Below are 19206 nucleotides of genomic sequence, written 5' to 3'. Positions count from 1 at the left end.
TGTTAACTTTTTGAAACCGTTTCGGCAGTTTTCGTATCTAACAACATAGGAGGTGGATAAGGTGAAGGAAGAAAGATTGATTACAAAGGCGAGAAAAGGAAATGCTCGGGCCTTTGAAAAGCTTATGCTGGCACATCAGGAAACTTTATATAAAACCGCTTATCTTTATTTAAGAAATAAAGAAGATGCACTTGATGCTGTACAGGAAACAGCTTATAAAGCTTTTATCAGTATAGAAAAACTAAAAGAGCCAAAGTATTTTTTAACGTGGCTTACTCGAATATTGATTCATACCATTTTTGCCATGAATAAAAAGAAAGGAGATTTGGTTCCATTTGAGAAACATCATGATGCTGGAACCAATCAAGCAAATATTGAGGAATACATAGACTTGCGAAATGCGATTGATTTACTTGATGAACATGTTCAGCTCACGATACAGCTCTATTATTTTCAAGATTATTCGATTTCAATGATAGCTGAACAAACAGGAATGGCAGAAGGCACAATTAAAACCCATTTACATAGAGCGAGAAAAGCATTGAAACAGGAGCTGGAAAAGGAGGATCAAAACAAATGGACAAACACCAAATGAAGCAGATATTTGATGACATTGAAGTGCCTAAGACAGCGCTAAAAAAAGCAATACATCAAGCTGTTGTTCGTGCTGAAAATGTGAGTAACACAAGGCGCCGTTTTAAATGGGCACGAACTATTACAAATGGAATCGCTGTTGCTGCTGTGGTAGGTATACTGTATTTAACGTCCGGTCTTTTTCTGCCTTCTGTAAACAAAGCGATGGGGAGCATACCCATTGTCGGCCAAATTTATAAGGAGTTTCAAGATAAAGTTGGCCTATCATTGTTTAAAAGCAATCTGGTCACAGCTTTGAATGAAAAAGCTGAGTCAAGGGGAATCACTGTTTCGGTAAACAGCTCGTATTACGATGCCGGGCAGCTTGTGTATAACTTTACTGTTGATAACCTCCAGTCTGATGAAAAAGAGCTCAGTTATAATGTGAGTAAAGCGAGTTTTAACAATAATTTTTCAATTAACTACGATTCCTTAATGCTCAAAAAATTAAATAACAAACAATATGCTGGTCAATTAAGGCTTTATACAAAAGGGACAGAAATAAATAATGGGGATACCGTGCCTTTTGTGATTACTCACATCAATGAAATACAGGGAAATTGGAGATTCAAACTGCCTATTACCAAAAAGAATGCTAGTTATTTAGAAAGCTCGAAAGTGGTATCAGTGCAACACAATCGTTATCAATTTTCCAATATTCAAGTGGAGAACGGAAAGCTCGGATCTGTCCTTCAATTTACAATCGATTATCAAGGCGTAGCAAAGCATGATACGGTTGAAATTAACGAAGTCAAAGATGATTTAGGGAACACATATGAGATGACAGCGTCAAACATCCAACTTGGAGACCGCAAAAAAGTAAACGAGAGAACGGTAAGAGCAAAAGGACAAACACAGTTAGAATCACCAATTAATCCAAAGGCAAAAAAGCTAACATTAATAGCAAATATTAAATCTGAGGCAGAGGACAGTGAAATCGTCCCGCTAAATGCAGAGATGCCGTTTCATATTTCAGAAACAAACCATCAAAACATAGGGATTGAAATCAATAACATTAACCAAAAAGGGAGGAAAGTATTGGTTCATTATCGCTTCACTGGAATTGATACCTCAAGCATGAATGAAAATGACTTAGTGAATATCGGTGAAACGATTGGCCTTGGTGATTCGAAAAAAATGCAATCTTGGCCTGATCCAGTGGGTGATTATGAAGAAGGTTATTATTTGAAAGCAAATATAGCTAAAGTGAAAAATATGAACAAAGCGGAAATGGTATCTACTTTTGAACTTGATGATGATTATAATGATAAGCTGTCTTTAAAGCATTTTGAGTTTAATGAGTACGGCTTGTATATTGATAAGAGCGTTTTAAATCACCTGATTCAACAAAAGCCAATCTCGTTTACTGTACCAGTTCATCAGGTGAGTCAGCCTACCGAAAAAAAATAATCATAAGTCGAAAAGCCGTATGTTGTCATACATACGGTTTTTATCATTGTTGCCCATTTAGTCAATAGACGAATAAACCAATTTTTTTAATAAGTAATGTTCGTTATTTATATTGTCATTTCAAAATGAACTTGGTACAATAGACACAGAAATCAAATAAGATGAATTCGTATAATCGCGGGGATATGGCTCGCAAGTTTCTACCAAGCTACCGTAAATGGCTTGACTACGTAAACATTTCTTTCGTTTGATATAAATAAAACACGTTTATTTATTCGAACTGAAATCCGTCTGTAGTCAAGCGTCCCAAAATTATTGGGGCGTTTTTTATTTGGCGATTTCAGGGCAGGATAAATAGCAAAGAGTGAAGGGAGTCAAATAGCTTGAAAAAGTATTTTCAGTTTGATGAGCTGGGCACCAGCTATCGCAATGAAATCATTGGCGGATTAACGACTTTTTTGTCTATGGCATATATTTTGTTCGTCAATCCGATTACGCTTGCTTTGGACAGCGTGAAAGATTTTCCGGAGGCGCTGAGAATTGACCAAGGTGCGGTCTTTACGGCGACAGCGCTGGCGTCTGCAGCAGGATGTATCTTAATGGGATTAATAGCGAGATATCCGATCGCCATCGCGCCCGGTATGGGGCTGAATGCGTTTTTTGCGTTTTCTGTTGTCCTTGGTATGGGCATTTCATGGCAGGCAGCTTTGTCTGGTGTTTTTATTTCAGGTCTTATTTTCGTTGCTCTTTCTTTAACAGGTTTTCGTGAAAAAATCATCAACGCCATTCCGCCTGAGCTGAAATTAGCAGTCGGTGCGGGGATCGGCCTGTTTATTACATTCGTTGGCCTACAAGGATCAGGAATCATTACTGCAAATCCTTCTACGCTCGTCACGATCGGAAACATTCACAGCGGTCCTGTGCTGTTAACCATTTTCGGTGTGATTGTAACAGTTATTTTAATGGTGCTTCGCGTGAACGCAGGCGTGTTTATCGGGATGCTGTTAACAGCGGTTGCCGGCATGATTTTCGGTTTGGTTCCGGTTCCGACTCAGATTATCGGCAGTGTGCCGAGCCTTGCGCCGACTTTCGGACAAGCGTGGATTCACCTTCCTGATATTTTCTCCGTACAAATGCTGATCGTTATTTTAACATTCTTGTTTGTCGGATTTTTTGATACAGCTGGTACACTTGTTGCTGTGGCAACACAAGCTGGTTTAATGAAGGAAAACAAATTGCCGCGAGCGGGCCGTGCGCTTTTAGCTGATTCATCTTCGATTGTGATCGGTGCTGTGCTTGGTACGTCTACAACAACTTCTTACGTGGAATCAAGCTCAGGTGTCGCTGCGGGTGCCCGTTCAGGATTTGCCGCAATTGTAACAGGGATTCTCTTTTTACTGGCCACGTTTTTCTCGCCGCTCCTATCGGTCGTCACGTCAAATGTAACAGCGCCGGCGCTTATTATTGTTGGTGCATTGATGGTGGCGCCGCTTGGCAAAATCGCTTGGGATAAGTTCGAGGTGGCCGTTCCTGCTTTCCTTACCATGATCATGATGCCGTTAACGTACAGCATTGCAACTGGTATTGCCATCGGATTTATTTTCTATCCGATTACGATGGTGTGCAAAGGAAAAGCCAAAGAGGTTCATCCAATCATGTACGGGCTGTTTGTTGTATTTGTCCTGTACTTTATCTTCTTAAAATAAGGAATGAAAAACCAGCTGCCGGTGCAGCTGGTTTTTTTGTTGCAAAAGATAAAACCATTTCATACGATATACCGTCATGTAGATGTGAAGCCATGCTTTACTTAAATGGAAATGACTTGACTGTTCAGGAAGGCTTCGGTACCTTATATAAGTGTTTTATTTTCTTGCTGAATGGTATTCCGCCGTATTTTTTTGATAGGAGTTGCTGACATGACGGAAGAAAGAAAAGAAACGTTTGAAGAAGAAATTAACCAGAGTGAAAGAATAGATGCAGATGAAGAACCGCTATCGAGAATGTCTAGAAAGGCAAGCCGCCAAAGCAAGCAGAAGCAAAAACAAAAGCAGAAACCGCGCCAGGAACGCGGTGAATCGGCTGTTAAAGACAAGCTTGCGTCTGTATGGGCAGCCATCAACAGATACTGCGGTTTTGCATTCTCGATTTTAAAATCACCGGCGAAAACCGTCATAGCGGATGGTTTTTCTCATTATAAGTACGGTCTGATTTCAATGCTTATATTCAGTGTGATCTTTTCAATTGGGAACTGGTTTCAGTTAAAGGCGAGCTGGAACCGGCCGCTCGGTTTCGGAGAACGCCATCATGCTTTCTATGACGGGTTTTTAGTTGTTCTAGTGTATTTGCTGATCTTTTTCGCGGTAATGGTCTTTGCTATATGGGCTGTCTCCCGCTACATGATGAAGCAGAAGGTGACGTTCAGAGAAGCGGCTGCCGTATTGGGTTCATTGCTTGTACCGGTGATAGCTGTTTCAATTATATGGCTGATCTTTGCGATCGTGAATATCCCGATGCTGACAGTTCTGTTTACGGTGCTGATCCTGTTTTCCATCTTTTTTATCATCGCGCTGTATGTACAGCGGGTGTACCAGGCGGCAGAAGATGCGCCGATTGATTATATCTATTGTGTATTGGCGGTGGTGGCGGTAGCCCTGCTGTTTACGGCAGTGACTTGGCCGTTTATTTCTGAATATTTCACAGCATCGCTGATTCCGCTTTAATGAAAAAACCGGCTCAAAGCAGCCGGTTTTTTCATGTCACACTTTTTACAAATATATCTAAAAAACATAGTTGATTTGTAGGATTAACCCGTGTATGATGGGGAAAATGCTGTAAACGTCCAGCGCAAAAACCTTTATATTGAAGGAGGATGATGGACATGGCTGAAGTACTTCGCCGCGCAATTAATCAAAAGAAGCAATTTTTAAAAACCAAATTACTGCTCTCGGAATTTTATCAGGGAAGAGGGGAACAGCTGGCTCACTACACGCTTAGTGAGCTTGAGAAAGAATACAAGTCCCTTCTGAAAATGAAAAAAGAGATCTGACAATAGATGAGAAGAGGTGAGTCTGCTGAAAAGCGGGCTTTTTTTGATTTTGAAAAGGTGAGAAAGCGGGTAAACTACTACTGTTTAACCTCATAAAGCGTGTCGAAATATTTTCCTTAGGCTTTGGGCCTCGGCTCATTGTAAACGACTCATTTCTCTAGTAGAATATGAATGCTTTATGCAAGCTGAAGAGTAGGGGGATGAAATAAAATGATGCAAACCATCTTATCAAATGGGATAGCCATGGTTCTCATAATTCTCATTATTAATATTGTCTATGTGTCATTTTTTACGATAAGAATGATATTAACGCTGAAAGGACAGCGTTATTTAGCGGCCGGCATCAGCACGATTGAAATACTGGTTTATGTGACAGGGCTGAGTCTTGTGCTTGACAACCTAGACCAGATTCAAAACGTGATCGCGTACGCGCTCGGTTACGGTCTTGGCGTGATTGTCGGCATGAAAATAGAAGAAAAATTGGCGCTTGGCTATATTATGGTCAACGTCATTACGAAGGAGCTCGATCTTGATCTTCCGAAGCAGCTCCGTGAAAAAGGCTACGGCGTGACAAACTGGGTGGCCGGCGGACTTGAAGGTGACCGTACAGCCCTTCAGATTCTGACGCCGAGAAGATATGAACTCCAGCTATATGATACGATTAAAACACTTGATTCAAAGGCCTTTATTATTGCGTACGAACCAAAAACAATCCACGGGGGCTTCTGGGTCAAAGCGGTTAAGAAGAGGAGAATTAAAGAATAATGGCAAAGCCGAAGAAGAAAAAGTTTGAAGTGACAGAGCAGCAAACGATTGATGCGGTGCTTCAGCAAATGAAAGAAGAAGGTTATCTGCCTGTAAGGCGAATGGAAGAGCCTATTTTTATGGAAAAAAAGGAAAATGGGTCAATTCAGATCGTTCCGTGCGGGAAAAAAATCGTATTTGAAGGGAAATTGATCTAAAACACGAACATTATTAGAATGAATTTTTGTATCGTTCGATAATATCGTTGACATTATCCATGTCCGTTGTTAAGATAAACATGAAATCAAAACACGACCTCATATAATCTTGGGAATATGGCCCATAAGTTTCTACCCGGCAACCGTAAATTGCCGGACTATGCAGGAAAGTGATCGATAAAACTGACATGGATATATCGCAGAAGCGAACGACTGACGATACATGTACCATGCCCGGTTTGTATTGCTTCCTCATAAGTGCAATGCAAATTCGGGTATTTTTTATTTTCTGAAAACTAAAGCATTAGAAGGTGGGAACAGAATGCAGCCGCTAGTAGGAATCATCATGGGAAGCACTTCCGATTGGGAGACAATGAAACACGCATGCGACATACTTGACGAACTTAATGTTCCATACGAAAAAAAGGTCGTTTCCGCTCACAGGACGCCTGATTTCATGTTTGAATACGCTGAAACCGCCAGAGAAAGAGGCATCAAGGTGATTATCGCCGGTGCCGGAGGAGCGGCGCATCTGCCGGGGATGACGGCGGCGAAAACAACGCTTCCGGTCATTGGAGTGCCGGTTCAGTCCAAGGCGCTGAACGGCATGGATTCACTGCTATCCATCGTCCAAATGCCTGGAGGCGTACCTGTTGCGACGACAGCCATAGGCAAAGCTGGCGCAGTGAACGCAGGCCTGTTAGCGGCGCAAATTTTGTCAGCTTTTGACGAAGATCTTGCCCGTAAGCTGGATGAGAGAAGAGAAAATACAAAACAGACGGTGTTAGAAAGCAGTGATCAGCTTGTCTAAACAAATCATCTATCCGGGAGCTGTAATCGGCATAATTGGCGGCGGCCAGCTTGGGAAAATGATGGCTGTATCCGCCAAACAAATGGGGTATAAAGTCGCGGTCGTTGATCCTGTGAAAGATTCGCCGTGCGGGCAGGTTGCGGATGTCGAAATTACCGCTCATTATAATGACCGTGAAGCGATTCGACAATTGGCTGAAATCAGCGATATCATCACATATGAGTTTGAAAACATTGACTATGATGCGCTGCATTGGCTGAAAGACCATGCGTATCTCCCGCAAGGAAGTGAGCTGCTGCTCATTACCCAAAACCGTGAAACAGAGAAAAAAGCAATTCAAGCCGCGGGCTGTGAAGTCGCCCCGTACAGCATAGTCAAAACACAGAAGGAATTGAAACAGGCGGTACAGGAGCTCGGGTTACCCGCAGTGCTGAAAACATGCCGCGGCGGGTACGACGGCAAAGGCCAATTTGTGATAAAAAAAGAGGCGCAAATGGAGCAGGCAGCCGCTCTTTTAGAACACGGAACCTGTATTCTTGAAAGCTGGGTTTCTTTTAAAATGGAATTGTCAGTGATTGTCGTCAGATCGGTAAACGGAGAAGTTTCAACATTTCCGGCAGCTGAAAACATTCACCACAACAATATTCTTTTCCAAAGCATTGTGCCTGCACGGGTCGGGGAAGAGATTCAGCAGAAGGCTGCTGAGCTGGCCGTTAAGCTTGCTGATGAGCTCAATCTTGTTGGGCCGCTTGCTGTTGAGATGTTCCTGACAGAGGACGGAGAGCTTTTGGTTAATGAACTGGCGCCAAGACCGCACAATTCTGGGCATTATACGCTGGACCTTTGCGAGACGAGCCAGTTTGAACAGCATATCAGAGCGGTATGCGGGCTCCCGCTTGGCAAGACAGATTTGCTGAAGCCGGGCATGATGGTGAATCTTCTCGGCAATGAAGTAAAGCTTGTTGAGGAAGACCCGGATCTTTTAAAAGAGGCAAAGCTATATATATATGGAAAACATGAAATCAAAAAAGGCCGCAAAATGGGGCATATTACATTTATGAAGCAGCCTGAAGACGAATGGATTCAGGAGATCACAAATAAATGGATGAATAGAGACGGAGGACAAGCAGAATGATCGAACGTTATTCAAGACCTGAAATGTCTGCGATTTGGACGGACGAAAACAGATTTCAAGCATGGCTGGAGGTAGAGATTCTTGCCTGTGAAGCGTGGGCAGAGCTTGGCGTCATTCCGAAAGAAGATGTAAAAGTTATGCGCGAGAACGCGTCATTTGACATCAACCGCATTTTAGAAATCGAAAAGGACACGCGCCATGACGTTGTCGCTTTTACACGCGCCGTTTCCGAATCACTGGGCGAAGAAAGAAAATGGGTGCACTACGGCTTAACGTCAACTGATGTTGTTGATACGGCTCTTTCCTACTTATTAAAACAGGCAAACGATATTCTGCTCAAGGATCTTGAGAGATTTGTTGACATTATTAAAGAAAAAGCAAAAGAACATAAATACACAGTCATGATGGGGCGCACACACGGCGTACACGCTGAGCCTACAACATTCGGCTTAAAACTTGCGCTTTGGCATGAAGAAATGAAACGTAATCTTGAGCGTTTTAAACAAGCCAAAGCAGGCATCGAGGTTGGAAAGATTTCCGGCGCTGTCGGCACATATGCGAACATTGATCCATTTGTTGAGCAATATGTCTGTGAGAAGCTCGGATTGAAAGCAGCACCAATTTCAACTCAAACCCTTCAGCGTGACCGTCATGCTGACTATATGGCAACACTTGCTTTAATCGCGACAAGCATCGAGAAATTCGCTGTGGAAATCCGCGGATTGCAAAAGAGTGAAACACGTGAAGTTGAGGAATTTTTCGCGAAAGGGCAAAAGGGTTCATCTGCAATGCCGCATAAACGAAATCCGATCGGCTCTGAAAACATGACAGGCATGGCGCGCGTGATCCGCGGCTACATGATGACAGCTTACGAAAATGTTCCATTATGGCATGAGCGCGATATTTCTCATTCTTCAGCAGAACGGATTATTCTTCCGGATGCGACAATTGCGCTGAACTATATGCTGAACCGCTTCTCCAACATCGTGAAAAACTTAACGGTCTTCCCGGAAAACATGAAGCGCAACATGGACCGCACTCTAGGCCTTATCTATTCTCAGCGTGTGCTGCTTGCTTTGATCGACACAGGCCTGACACGTGAAGAAGCCTATGATACTGTTCAGCCGAAAGCAATGGAAGCGTGGGAAAAACAAGTGCCGTTCCGTGAGCTTGTGGAAGCGGAAGAGAAAATTACGTCACGTCTTTCTCCGGAAAAAATTGCTGACTGCTTTGATTACAACTACCATCTGAAAAATGTTGATCTGATCTTTGAACGTTTAGGTTTAGCATAGAAGAAGCTTTTAGCGGCTTCTTCTAAGCTGCCGCAGTTTGAAAATTCCCAACATTCGGGTTAGGAGGCCTTCCGTGAATATTGTGAAGAATGAACTTTTATATGAAGGAAAAGCAAAAAAGATTTACAAAACCGATGACGAAAACACGCTGTATGTTGTGTATAAAGACTCCGCCACTGCCTTTAACGGCGAGAAAAAAGCAGAAATCAGCGGAAAAGGACGCTTAAATAACGAGATTTCAAGCTTGATTTTCAAACATCTTCATACAAAGGGCATTAACAATCACTTTATCGAGCGCATTTCGGAAACGGAGCAGCTCATTCAAAAGGTAACGATCGTGCCGCTTGAAGTCGTCGTCAGAAATGTTGTGGCAGGAAGCATGTCCAAACGTCTCGGCATTCCAGAAGGCACGGAACTTGAACAGCCGATTATCGAGTTTTACTACAAGGATGACGCGCTGGGTGATCCGCTCATCACCGAAGATCATATTTGGCTTTTGAAGGCGGCGACTCCTGAGCAGGTAGAGACCATTAAGTCCATTACAAAAACAGTAAATGAAGAGCTTCAAAGCATTTTCGACGATTGTCATGTCAGATTAATAGATTTCAAGCTTGAATTCGGTTTAGATGCAGAAGGGCAAGTGCTTTTGGCGGATGAAATTTCTCCTGACACATGCCGCTTGTGGGATAAAGAAACGAACGAAAAGCTTGACAAAGATTTATTCAGACGCAATCTGGGAAGCTTAACCGACGCATACGAAGAGATTTTCAAAAGACTGGGAGGCATTCATCATGTATAAAGTAAAAGTTTATGTCAGCTTAAAAGAAAGTGTACTAGATCCACAAGGGAGCGCTGTCCAGCATGCCTTGCACAGTATGACTTACAACGAAGTTCAAGATGTGCGCATCGGGAAATACATGGAGCTTACCATTGAAAAATCTGACCGTGATCTTGACGTGCTAGTGAAAGAAATGTGCGAAAAACTTCTTGCAAATACAGTGATTGAAGATTACAGATATGAAGTTGAGGAGGTAGTCGCACAGTGAAATTTGCGGTGATTGTGTTACCCGGCTCCAACTGTGATATCGATATGTATCATGCTGTAAAGGATGAGCTCGGCCATGAAGTGGAATACGTCTGGCATGAGGAAACAAGTCTTGACGGCTTCGACGGCGTGTTAATTCCGGGAGGATTTTCTTACGGCGATTACTTAAGATGCGGCGCCATCGCCCGATTTGCGAATATTATGCCAGCTGTCAAACAGGCGGCGGCTGAAGGAAAACCTGTTCTTGGCGTCTGCAACGGATTCCAGATTTTACAGGAGCTTGGGCTTCTGCCAGGCGCAATGAGACGCAACAAAGATTTGAAGTTCATTTGCCGTCCGGTTGAATTGATTGTGCAGAACGACGAAACATTATTCACAGCTTCCTACGAAAAGGGACAATCGATTACAATCCCGGTTGCCCATGGTGAAGGGAATTTCTACTGTGATGACGAGACGCTTGCTTCATTAAAGGAAAACAATCAAATTGCTTTCACATACGGCTCTAATATTAATGGAAGTGTCAGCGACATTGCCGGTGTCGTGAATGAGAAAGGCAATGTATTAGGCATGATGCCTCACCCTGAACGCGCGGTCGATGAACTGCTTGGAAGCGCCGACGGTCTTAAATTGTTCCAGTCTATCGTGAAAAATTGGAGGGAAACTCATGTCACTACTGCTTGAACCAAGTAAAGAACAAATAAAAGAAGAGAAACTATATCAGCAAATGGGTGTCAGTGATGATGAGTTTGCATTGATAGAATCCATTCTTGGAAGATTGCCGAACTACACTGAAATCGGAATTTTTTCTGTCATGTGGTCTGAGCATTGCAGCTACAAAAACTCAAAGCCGATTTTGCGTAAATTCCCGACAAGCGGCGAGCGTGTGCTGCAGGGGCCGGGGGAAGGCGCCGGAATCGTTGATATCGGTGATAACCAAGCGGTTGTCTTCAAAATTGAATCACATAACCACCCATCAGCTCTAGAGCCTTACCAAGGCGCTGCCACTGGCGTAGGCGGAATCATCCGTGACGTATTCTCGATGGGTGCCCGTCCAATCGCTGTATTGAACTCTCTTCGATTTGGTGAACTGACTTCACCGCGAGTGAAGTACTTGTTTGAAGAAGTAGTAGCGGGTATCGCCGGATACGGCAACTGTATCGGCATCCCGACAGTCGGCGGAGAGGTGCAATTTGACAGCAGCTATGAAGGAAATCCGCTTGTCAACGCTATGTGCGTCGGTTTAATCAATCATGAAGACATCAAAAAAGGCCAGGCGAAGGGTGTCGGCAATACCGTAATGTACGTAGGAGCGAAAACCGGGCGTGACGGAATCCACGGCGCTACGTTTGCTTCTGAAGAGATGTCAGACTCATCTGAAGAAAAGCGTTCTGCTGTCCAAGTCGGCGATCCGTTTATGGAGAAGCTTTTGCTTGAAGCATGTCTGGAAGTCATCCAATGCGACGCCTTAGTCGGCATTCAGGATATGGGAGCTGCCGGTTTAACAAGCTCAAGTGCAGAAATGGCAAGTAAAGCCGGCTCTGGTATTGAAATGAACCTTGACCTGATTCCTCAGCGCGAAACAGGCATGAGCGCGTATGAAATGATGCTTTCTGAATCACAGGAACGGATGCTTTTGGTCATCGAGCGCGGACGTGAGCAGGAAATCATCGATATTTTTGACAAGTACGATCTTGAAGCGGTTTCTGTCGGACGTGTGACAGATGATAAAATGCTTCGCCTGACACACAAAGGAGAGGTTGTGTGCGAGCTGCCTGTTGATGCCTTGGCAGAAGAAGCACCGGTTTACCATAAGCCTTCTCAAGAGCCTGCTTACTATCGCGAGTTTTTGGAAACGGACGTTCCCGCCCCGCAAATTGAAGATGCGAATGAAACGCTGAAGGCGCTTCTTCAGCAGCCGACGATTGCGAGCAAAGAGTGGGTTTACGACCAGTATGACTACATGGTGCGCACGAATACAGTTGTCGCTCCCGGGTCTGATGCTGGTGTTCTCAGAATCCGCGGAACGAAAAAGGCGCTGGCGATGACGACAGACTGTAACGCGCGTTATCTCTATCTTGATCCTGAAGTCGGCGGGAAAATTGCTGTCGCTGAAGCGGCACGCAATATCATTTGCTCTGGTGCAGAACCGCTTGCAGTCACAGATAACCTTAACTTCGGAAACCCTGAGAAGCCGGAAATCTTCTGGCAGATCGAAAAAGCGGCTGACGGCATCAGCGAGGCGTGCAATGTTCTCAGCACACCGGTTATCGGCGGTAACGTATCGCTTTATAACGAATCAAACGGCACGGCGATCTATCCGACACCTGTTATCGGCATGGTCGGCTTAATTGAAGATACAGCACACATTACAACACAGCATTTCAAACAAGCGGGCGATCTTGTGTACGTGATCGGCGAAACAAAACCAGAGTTTGCCGGAAGCGAGCTGCAAAAAATGACAGAAGGCCGCATTTACGGCAAAGCGCCGCAAATCAATCTTGATGTCGAACTGTCACGCCAAAGAGCACTGCTTGAAGCGATTAAAAAAGGCTTCGTTCAATCTGCGCATGATGTGTCTGAAGGCGGCCTAGGCGTAGCGATTGCGGAAAGTGTCATGACGACGGAAAACCTTGGCGCTAACGTAACTGTTGCAGGGGAAGCAGCGTTATTATTCTCTGAATCTCAATCCCGCTTCGTTGTTTCAGTGAAAAAAGAACACCAAGCAGCGTTTGAAGCAGCTGTAAAAGATGCGGTTCATATTGGTGAGGTAACGGCTGACGGAATTCTGGCGATTCAAAACCAAGACGGACAACAAATGATTCATGCGCAAACGAAAGAGCTTGAACGCGCATGGAAAGGAGCTATCCCATGCTTGCTGAAATCAAAGGCTTAAATGAAGAATGCGGCGTATTTGGGATTTGGGGGCATGAAGAAGCCCCGCAGATCACATATTACGGTCTCCATAGCCTTCAGCACCGAGGACAGGAAGGTGCGGGCATCGTAGCGACTGATGGTGAAAAACTGACGGCGCACAAAGGCCAAGGGCTGATCACTGAAGTATTTCAAAATGGCGAACTCAGCAAAGTAAAGGGAAAAGGCGCTATCGGGCACGTTCGGTACGCAACGGCTGGAGGCGGCGGATACGAAAATGTTCAGCCGCTCCTCTTCCGTTCCCAAAACAACGGCAGCCTGGCGCTTGCTCATAACGGAAACCTTGTCAACGCCACTCAGCTGAAGCAGCAGCTCGAAAATCAAGGGAGCATCTTCCAAACCTCTTCGGATACAGAGGTTTTGGCCCATCTGATCAAAAGAAGCGGCCACTTCACACTGAAGGATCAAATTAAAAACTCGCTTTCCATGCTGAAAGGCGCCTACGCGTTTCTGATCATGACAGAAACCGAAATGATTGTCGCGCTTGACCCGAACGGGCTTAGACCGCTGTCGATCGGCATGATGGGCGACGCTTATGTGGTCGCATCAGAAACATGCGCATTTGACGTCGTCGGCGCAACGTACCTTCGTGAGGTAGAACCGGGTGAGATGCTGATCATCAATGATGAAGGCATGAAATCAGAGCGTTTTTCCATGAATATCAACCGTTCTATTTGCAGCATGGAGTACATTTATTTCTCCAGACCAGACAGCAATATTGACGGTATTAATGTGCACAGTGCCCGTAAAAACCTTGGAAAAATGCTGGCTCAGGAATCCGCAGTTGAAGCTGACGTCGTAACCGGGGTTCCAGATTCCAGTATTTCAGCGGCAATCGGCTATGCAGAGGCAACAGGCATTCCGTATGAGCTCGGCTTAATCAAAAACCGGTATGTTGGCAGAACGTTTATTCAGCCGTCTCAAGCTCTGCGTGAGCAAGGCGTCAGAATGAAGCTGTCTGCGGTGCGCGGGGTTGTAGAAGGCAAACGCGTCGTGATGGTGGATGATTCGATCGTACGCGGAACAACTAGCCGCCGGATTGTCACGATGCTGAGAGAAGCGGGTGCGACAGAGGTGCATGTGAAAATCAGTTCACCGCCGATCGCCCATCCGTGCTTTTATGGCATTGACACTTCCACACATGAAGAACTGATCGCGTCTTCGCATTCTGTTGAAGAAATCCGTCAGGAAATCGGAGCTGATACCCTCTCATTTTTGAGTGTGGAAGGGCTGCTGAAAGGCATCGGCAGAAAATACGATGACTCGAATTGCGGACAGTGTCTCGCTTGCTTTACAGGAAAATATCCGACTGAAATTTACCAGGATACAGTGCTTCCTCATGTGAAAGAAGCAGTATTAACCAAATAAAACTTGAAAATGACATAAAGGCAGCGCAGTTCGGCTGCCTTTCTCTTTCTGCCCTCTTTAGGGGAGATATTTTGAAAAGCGCCTTAAAGGAGTGAATAGGATGTCTGAAGCATATAAAAACGCAGGAGTTGACATCGAAGCCGGATATGAAGCTGTAAAACGAATGAAAAAACACGTGGAGCGCACGAAACGGCTTGGCGTTATGGGCAGCCTTGGCGGTTTTGGCGGCATGTTTGACCTGTCTGAGCTTTCTTATCAAAAGCCAGTTCTCATTTCGGGAACGGACGGTGTCGGCACAAAATTAAAGCTCGCTTTTTCCATGGATAAGCATGACACGATTGGCGTGGACGCTGTTGCGATGTGCGTCAATGACGTGCTGGCACAAGGTGCAGAGCCGCTGTTTTTCCTCGATTATTTAGCGGTTGGCAAAGCGGACCCTGTGAAAATTGAACAGATTGTACAAGGTGTGGCGGACGGCTGTGAGCAGTCAGGTTCAGCCTTAGTCGGCGGCGAGACGGCTGAAATGCCGGGGCTCTATACAGCTGATGAATACGATATTGCCGGTTTCTCAGTCGGAGTGGCAGAAAAGGACGAAATCGTGACTGGAGATAACATCCAAGAGGGCCATCTCTTGATCGGCCTCAGCTCCAGCGGCCTTCACAGCAACGGATTTTCCCTTGTCAGAAAAGTGCTTCTGGATGATGCGGAGCTGGACCTTGATACAACATATGAGCCGTTTGAACGCCCGCTTGGCGAGGAGTTGCTTGAACCGACAAGAATTTACGTGAAGCCTGTGCTTGCCGCAGTCAAAAGCGGAAAAATTGACGGCATGGCGCACGTCACAGGCGGAGGATTTATCGAAAATATCCCGCGCATGCTTCCAGAAGGCTTAAGTGCGGAAATCGATCACGGTTCATGGCCGATCCCGCCGATTTTCTCTTTCCTGCAAGAGTACGGCAAGCTGAAGGAAGAAGACATGTTTAACGTCTTTAATATGGGGATCGGCTTTGTTTTGGCAGTCAAAGAAGAGCATTTGACAGATGTGATCGGAACGCTTGAAAGCCATGGCGAAAAAGCCTATTTGATCGGGCGTGTGAAAAAAGGCCAAGGCGTCACATTTGGCGGTGCGGCACTTTCATGAAAAAGATTGCGGTATTTGCATCAGGAAACGGTTCAAACTTCGAAGCCATCGTCACGCGTTTGAAGGAGGAGAACTGGGATGCGTCAGTAGCGCTCCTCGTTTGCGACAAACCGCAGGCGAAAGTCATCGAACGGGCGGAAGCATTCCACATTCCATCCTTTGCATTTGAGCCGAAGTCTTATGAAAACAAGGCTGCATTTGAACAAGCCATTATTGAACAGCTTCGTCTTCACGAGGTTGAATTGATTGTTCTTGCCGGTTATATGAGGCTGATCGGTGATACGCTCCTTCAAGCATATGGAGGGAAAATCATTAACATTCACCCGTCGCTTCTTCCCGCGTTTCCTGGAATCGACGCAGTCGGACAGGCGTTCCGAGCGGGTGTGAAGTTGGCCGGAATCACCGTGCATTATGTCGATGAAGGAATGGATACAGGTTCGATCATCGCTCAAAAGGCAATCGAAATTGATGAACATGATACATTGGAAACAATCGAACAGCGAATTCACAAGCTTGAGCATAAATGGTATCCGAGTGTGATTAAACAGCTATTAGGATTAAATAACAGAGGTGAAAAGGCATGACCATTAAACGTGCATTAATCAGTGTTTCAGATAAAACAAATCTCGTTCCTTTCGTAAAAGAACTGACAGAGCTTGGCGTTGAAGTCATCTCCACAGGCGGAACGAAAAAGCTTCTTCAAGAAAACGGCGTGGATGTGATCGGAATTTCTGAAGTGACAGGCTTTCCTGAAATTATGGACGGTCGGTTAAAAACCCTTCACCCGAATATTCACGGCGGTCTTCTGGCGGTTCGCGGCAATGAAGAGCATATGGCGCAGATCAATGAACACGGGATACAGCCGATTGACCTCGTTGTCGTCAACCTCTATCCATTTAAAGAAACGATTTCTAAAGAAGACGTCACGTATGAAGAAGCGATTGAAAATATTGACATCGGCGGACCTGGCATGCTGCGTGCGGCATCAAAGAACCATCAGGATGTGACGGTTATCGTCGATCCGGCCGATTACAGCCCAGTGCTGAAGCAAATCAAAGAAGAAGGCGGCGTATCCCTTCAGAAAAAACGCGAGCTCGCGGCAAAAGTATTCCGTCATACTGCGGCATATGATGCACTGATCGCTGACTATCTGACAAATGTTGTCGGTGAAAAAGAACCAGAGCAATTCACTGTAACATTTGAGAAAAAACAATCGCTTCGCTACGGAGAAAACCCGCATCAGGAAGCAACATTCTATCAAACAGCACTTCCTGTTAAAGGCTCCATTGCGCAAGCAGAACAGCTCCACGGCAAAGAGCTTTCTTACAACAATATTAAAGACGCGGACGCGGCAGTTCAAATCGTACGTGAATTCACTGAGCCGGCTGCGGTTGCCGTGAAGCATATGAATCCGTGCGGCGTAGGAACAGGAAAAACGATCGCAGAAGCGTTTGACAGAGCGTTTGAAGCGGATAAAACATCTATCTTCGGCGGCATTATCGCGCTGAACCGTGAAGTAGACAAGGCAACTGCCGAAGCGCTTCACAACATTTTCTTAGAAATCATCATTGCGCCTTCATTCAGCCAAGAAGCGCTTGACGTCCTGACTGCGAAGAAAAATCTTCGTCTGCTGACGCTTGACGTATCTGCTGCTGTTCAAAAGGAAAAACAGCTGACATCCGTTCAAGGCGGGCTGCTGATTCAAGATTTAGATATGCACGGCTTCGATGATGCGGAGATCAGCATTCCGACAAAAAGAGAGCCGAACGAGCAAGAGTGGGAAGACTTGAAGCTTGCTTGGAAAGTCGTGAAGCATGTGAAATCAAATGCGATCGTTCTCGCGAAGGACAACATGACAGTCGGCGTGGGAGCAGGCCAAATGAACCGCGTCGGATCAGCGAAAATCGCAATCGAGCAAGCAGGAGAAAAAGCGAAGGGCAGCGCGCTCGGCTCTGATGCATATTTCCCAATGCCGGATACTGTCGAAGAAGCGGCAAAAGCGGGCGTTACAGCCATCATTCAGCCAGGCGGATCGATCCGTGATGAGGATTCCATCAAAAAAGCGGATGAATACGGCATTGCCATGGTATTCACCGGCATCAGACACTTCAAACATTAAGGGGATGAAAACGACGTGAATGTATTAATTATCGGTAAAGGCGGAAGAGAGCATACGCTGGCATGGAAGGCAGCGCAAAGCAGCCTCGTCGAGAATGTATTTGCCGCTCCCGGAAATGACGGCATGGCAGCTTCCGCACAGCTTGTAAACATTGAGGAAAGCGACCACGCAGGGCTTGTCTCATTTGCAAAAGAAAATCAGGTCGCCCTGACCATTGTCGGCCCTGAGGTTCCTTTAATTGAAGGTCTGGTGGATGAATTCGAAAAAGCGGGCTTGCGTGTGTTCGGCCCGTCAAAAGCTGCGGCGATCATCGAAGGAAGCAAACAGTTCGCTAAGGATTTAATGAAGAAATACGACATTCCGACCGCAGAATACGACACGTTTACTTCCTTTGAAGAGGCGAAGGCATATGTGCAGGAAAAAGGCGCTCCAATTGTCATAAAAGCTGATGGACTCGCAGCTGGAAAAGGCGTTACTGTTGCTATGACAGAGGAAGAAGCAATTGCATGCCTGCATGATTTTCTTGAGGATGAAAAGTTCGGTGATGCGAGCGCGTCTGTTGTCATTGAAGAATACCTTTCTGGTGAAGAATTTTCTTTAATGGCCTTTGTCAAAGGAGAAAAGGTGTATCCAATGGTGATTGCCCAGGATCACAAGCGTGCGTTTGACGGAGACAAAGGCCCGAATACGGGCGGAATGGGGGCTTACTCTCCAGTTCCGCAAATTTCGGAGGAAACGGTCCGCCATGCTGTAGAAACCATCGTGAAGCCGGCCGCCAAAGCAATGGTACAAGAAGGCCGTTCCTTCACTGGCGTATTGTACGCGGGATTGATGCTCACTGAAAACGGCTCCAAGGTTATCGAATTTAATGCCCGCTTCGGCGATCCGGAAACACAGGTCGTGCTTCCGCGCATGGAATCTGATCTGGTACAGGTGCTTCTTGATCTTTTAGATGATAAGGAAGTTGATTTAAGATGGAAGGATACCGCGGCTGTTAGTGTTGTGCTTGCATCAGAAGGGTATCCGGAAAGCTACGCAAAAGGCACGCCGATCGGCAGCCTTGCTGCGGAAACTGAGCAGGTCGTGGTCTTCCATGCCGGAACGAAAGCAGAGGGCGGAGAGTTCGTTACAAACGGGGGCCGCGTCGCCAATGTGACGGCTTTTGATGAAACGTTTGAAGCGGCTAGAGAACGAGTGTACAAAGCGGTTGATGAAATATTCAAACCGGGACTCTTTTTCAGAAAAGATATTGGGGCACGCGCTTTAAAGGCTGCCCAAAAATAAGTGAGGAAAACCCGCAGATTAATCTGCGG

The 19206-nt window shown here is 45.5% G+C and carries 19 protein-coding genes and 2 riboswitches; all 19 genes read left to right on the top strand.

Annotated elements, in window-relative coordinates; all coding sequences use genetic code 11:
• The first annotated feature begins 61 nt into the window (after positions 1-61).
• The 19 genes from BFW96_RS16760 to purD all read left to right on the top strand — a co-directional run bounded on the left by BFW96_RS16760 (position 62) and on the right by purD (position 19177).
• Positions 62-595 (top strand): sigma-70 family RNA polymerase sigma factor, encoded by a 534-nt coding sequence (locus BFW96_RS16760; RefSeq protein ID WP_017695646.1) that lies wholly within the window; start codon positions 62-64, stop codon positions 593-595.
• Positions 577-2043 (top strand): DUF4179 domain-containing protein, encoded by a 1467-nt coding sequence (locus BFW96_RS16755; RefSeq protein ID WP_069840070.1) that lies wholly within the window; start codon positions 577-579, stop codon positions 2041-2043. The genes BFW96_RS16760 and BFW96_RS16755 overlap by 19 nt, the downstream gene beginning before the upstream one ends.
• A 147-nt stretch (positions 2044-2190) precedes the next feature.
• A riboswitch (purine riboswitch) is annotated at positions 2191-2292 on the top strand.
• 134 nt (positions 2293-2426) lie between these two features.
• Positions 2427-3749 (top strand): hypoxanthine/guanine permease PbuG, encoded by a 1323-nt coding sequence (pbuG, locus tag BFW96_RS16750; RefSeq protein WP_040083966.1) that lies wholly within the window; start codon positions 2427-2429, stop codon positions 3747-3749.
• Positions 3750-3959: 210 nt separating this feature from the next.
• Positions 3960-4763, top strand: coding sequence for a hypothetical protein (locus BFW96_RS16745; RefSeq protein ID WP_069840069.1), 804 nt, complete (start codon positions 3960-3962; stop codon positions 4761-4763).
• Positions 4764-4921: 158 nt separating this feature from the next.
• Entirely contained in the window at positions 4922-5089 is a 168-nt protein-coding gene (locus tag BFW96_RS16740; protein ID WP_014663056.1) for a Fur-regulated basic protein FbpA, read from the top strand.
• 210 nt (positions 5090-5299) lie between these two features.
• On the top strand, positions 5300-5854 hold the full coding sequence (locus BFW96_RS16735) for a DUF2179 domain-containing protein (protein WP_009966729.1): 555 nt from the start codon (positions 5300-5302) through the stop codon (positions 5852-5854).
• Positions 5854-6051 carry an NETI motif-containing protein gene (locus tag BFW96_RS16730; RefSeq protein WP_003219403.1) on the top strand — a complete coding sequence of 66 codons (198 nt, stop codon included), beginning with the start codon at positions 5854-5856 and terminating at the stop codon, positions 6049-6051. Before BFW96_RS16735 ends, BFW96_RS16730 begins: the two co-directional genes overlap by 1 nt.
• A gap of 79 nt (positions 6052-6130) precedes the next feature.
• A riboswitch (purine riboswitch) is annotated at positions 6131-6232 on the top strand.
• A gap of 141 nt (positions 6233-6373) precedes the next feature.
• Positions 6374-6862 carry a 5-(carboxyamino)imidazole ribonucleotide mutase gene (purE, locus tag BFW96_RS16725; protein ID WP_014663058.1) on the top strand — a complete coding sequence of 163 codons (489 nt, stop codon included), beginning with the start codon at positions 6374-6376 and terminating at the stop codon, positions 6860-6862.
• A complete protein-coding gene (purK, locus tag BFW96_RS16720) occupies positions 6855-7997 on the top strand; it encodes a 5-(carboxyamino)imidazole ribonucleotide synthase (protein WP_069840068.1) in 1143 nt (380 codons plus the stop codon). The genes purE and purK overlap by 8 nt, the downstream gene beginning before the upstream one ends.
• Positions 7994-9289, top strand: a complete 1296-nt coding sequence (gene purB, locus BFW96_RS16715; RefSeq protein ID WP_003233955.1) for an adenylosuccinate lyase — start codon at positions 7994-7996, stop codon at positions 9287-9289. Before purK ends, purB begins: the two co-directional genes overlap by 4 nt.
• A 73-nt stretch (positions 9290-9362) precedes the next feature.
• On the top strand, positions 9363-10088 hold the full coding sequence (gene purC / locus BFW96_RS16710) for a phosphoribosylaminoimidazolesuccinocarboxamide synthase (RefSeq protein WP_014663061.1): 726 nt from the start codon (positions 9363-9365) through the stop codon (positions 10086-10088).
• Positions 10081-10335: a phosphoribosylformylglycinamidine synthase subunit PurS gene (gene purS, locus BFW96_RS16705; protein ID WP_003219409.1), complete on the top strand. Its 255-nt coding sequence runs from the start codon at positions 10081-10083 to the stop codon at positions 10333-10335. The genes purC and purS overlap by 8 nt, the downstream gene beginning before the upstream one ends.
• Positions 10332-11015 (top strand): phosphoribosylformylglycinamidine synthase subunit PurQ, encoded by a 684-nt coding sequence (gene purQ / locus BFW96_RS16700; protein ID WP_014663062.1) that lies wholly within the window; start codon positions 10332-10334, stop codon positions 11013-11015. Before purS ends, purQ begins: the two co-directional genes overlap by 4 nt.
• On the top strand, positions 10999-13227 hold the full coding sequence (gene purL, locus BFW96_RS16695) for a phosphoribosylformylglycinamidine synthase subunit PurL (protein WP_069149093.1): 2229 nt from the start codon (positions 10999-11001) through the stop codon (positions 13225-13227). The genes purQ and purL overlap by 17 nt, the downstream gene beginning before the upstream one ends.
• Positions 13203-14633: an amidophosphoribosyltransferase gene (gene purF / locus BFW96_RS16690; RefSeq protein WP_003233947.1), complete on the top strand. Its 1431-nt coding sequence runs from the start codon at positions 13203-13205 to the stop codon at positions 14631-14633. The genes purL and purF overlap by 25 nt, the downstream gene beginning before the upstream one ends.
• A gap of 100 nt (positions 14634-14733) precedes the next feature.
• The gene (gene purM / locus BFW96_RS16685) at positions 14734-15774 is read left to right on the top strand and encodes a phosphoribosylformylglycinamidine cyclo-ligase (protein ID WP_069840067.1); all 1041 of its coding nucleotides are present in this window, start codon (positions 14734-14736) and stop codon (positions 15772-15774) included.
• Complete coding sequence (purN, locus tag BFW96_RS16680; RefSeq protein ID WP_069840066.1) at positions 15771-16358, top strand: phosphoribosylglycinamide formyltransferase; 588 nt, start codon at positions 15771-15773, stop codon at positions 16356-16358. Before purM ends, purN begins: the two co-directional genes overlap by 4 nt.
• On the top strand, positions 16355-17893 hold the full coding sequence (gene purH / locus BFW96_RS16675; protein WP_069840065.1) for a bifunctional phosphoribosylaminoimidazolecarboxamide formyltransferase/IMP cyclohydrolase: 1539 nt from the start codon (positions 16355-16357) through the stop codon (positions 17891-17893). Before purN ends, purH begins: the two co-directional genes overlap by 4 nt.
• 15 nt (positions 17894-17908) lie before the next feature.
• A complete protein-coding gene (gene purD, locus BFW96_RS16670) occupies positions 17909-19177 on the top strand; it encodes a phosphoribosylamine--glycine ligase (protein ID WP_069840064.1) in 1269 nt (422 codons plus the stop codon).
• The last annotated feature ends 29 nt before the right edge of the window (positions 19178-19206 follow it).

The sequence above is a fragment of the Bacillus sp. F56 genome, assembly GCF_001748205.1.
Lineage (GTDB): Bacteria > Bacillota > Bacilli > Bacillales > Bacillaceae > Bacillus > Bacillus stercoris.
This window is presented reverse-complemented; position numbering and strand designations above follow the sequence as displayed.

Coding starts and splice junctions, on each gene's coding strand:
- BFW96_RS16755 (WP_069840070.1), top strand. CDS start 577: ATGGACAAACACCAAATGAAGCAGATATTTGATGACATTGAAGTGCCT.
- BFW96_RS16745 (WP_069840069.1), top strand. CDS start 3,960: ATGACGGAAGAAAGAAAAGAAACGTTTGAAGAAGAAATTAACCAGAGT.
- BFW96_RS16740 (WP_014663056.1), top strand. CDS start 4,922: ATGGCTGAAGTACTTCGCCGCGCAATTAATCAAAAGAAGCAATTTTTA.
- BFW96_RS16735 (WP_009966729.1), top strand. CDS start 5,300: ATGATGCAAACCATCTTATCAAATGGGATAGCCATGGTTCTCATAATT.
- BFW96_RS16730 (WP_003219403.1), top strand. CDS start 5,854: ATGGCAAAGCCGAAGAAGAAAAAGTTTGAAGTGACAGAGCAGCAAACG.
- purE (WP_014663058.1), top strand. CDS start 6,374: ATGCAGCCGCTAGTAGGAATCATCATGGGAAGCACTTCCGATTGGGAG.
- purB (WP_003233955.1), top strand. CDS start 7,994: ATGATCGAACGTTATTCAAGACCTGAAATGTCTGCGATTTGGACGGAC.
- purS (WP_003219409.1), top strand. CDS start 10,081: ATGTATAAAGTAAAAGTTTATGTCAGCTTAAAAGAAAGTGTACTAGAT.
- purL (WP_069149093.1), top strand. CDS start 10,999: ATGTCACTACTGCTTGAACCAAGTAAAGAACAAATAAAAGAAGAGAAA.
- purF (WP_003233947.1), top strand. CDS start 13,203: ATGCTTGCTGAAATCAAAGGCTTAAATGAAGAATGCGGCGTATTTGGG.
- purM (WP_069840067.1), top strand. CDS start 14,734: ATGTCTGAAGCATATAAAAACGCAGGAGTTGACATCGAAGCCGGATAT.
- purN (WP_069840066.1), top strand. CDS start 15,771: ATGAAAAAGATTGCGGTATTTGCATCAGGAAACGGTTCAAACTTCGAA.
- purH (WP_069840065.1), top strand. CDS start 16,355: ATGACCATTAAACGTGCATTAATCAGTGTTTCAGATAAAACAAATCTC.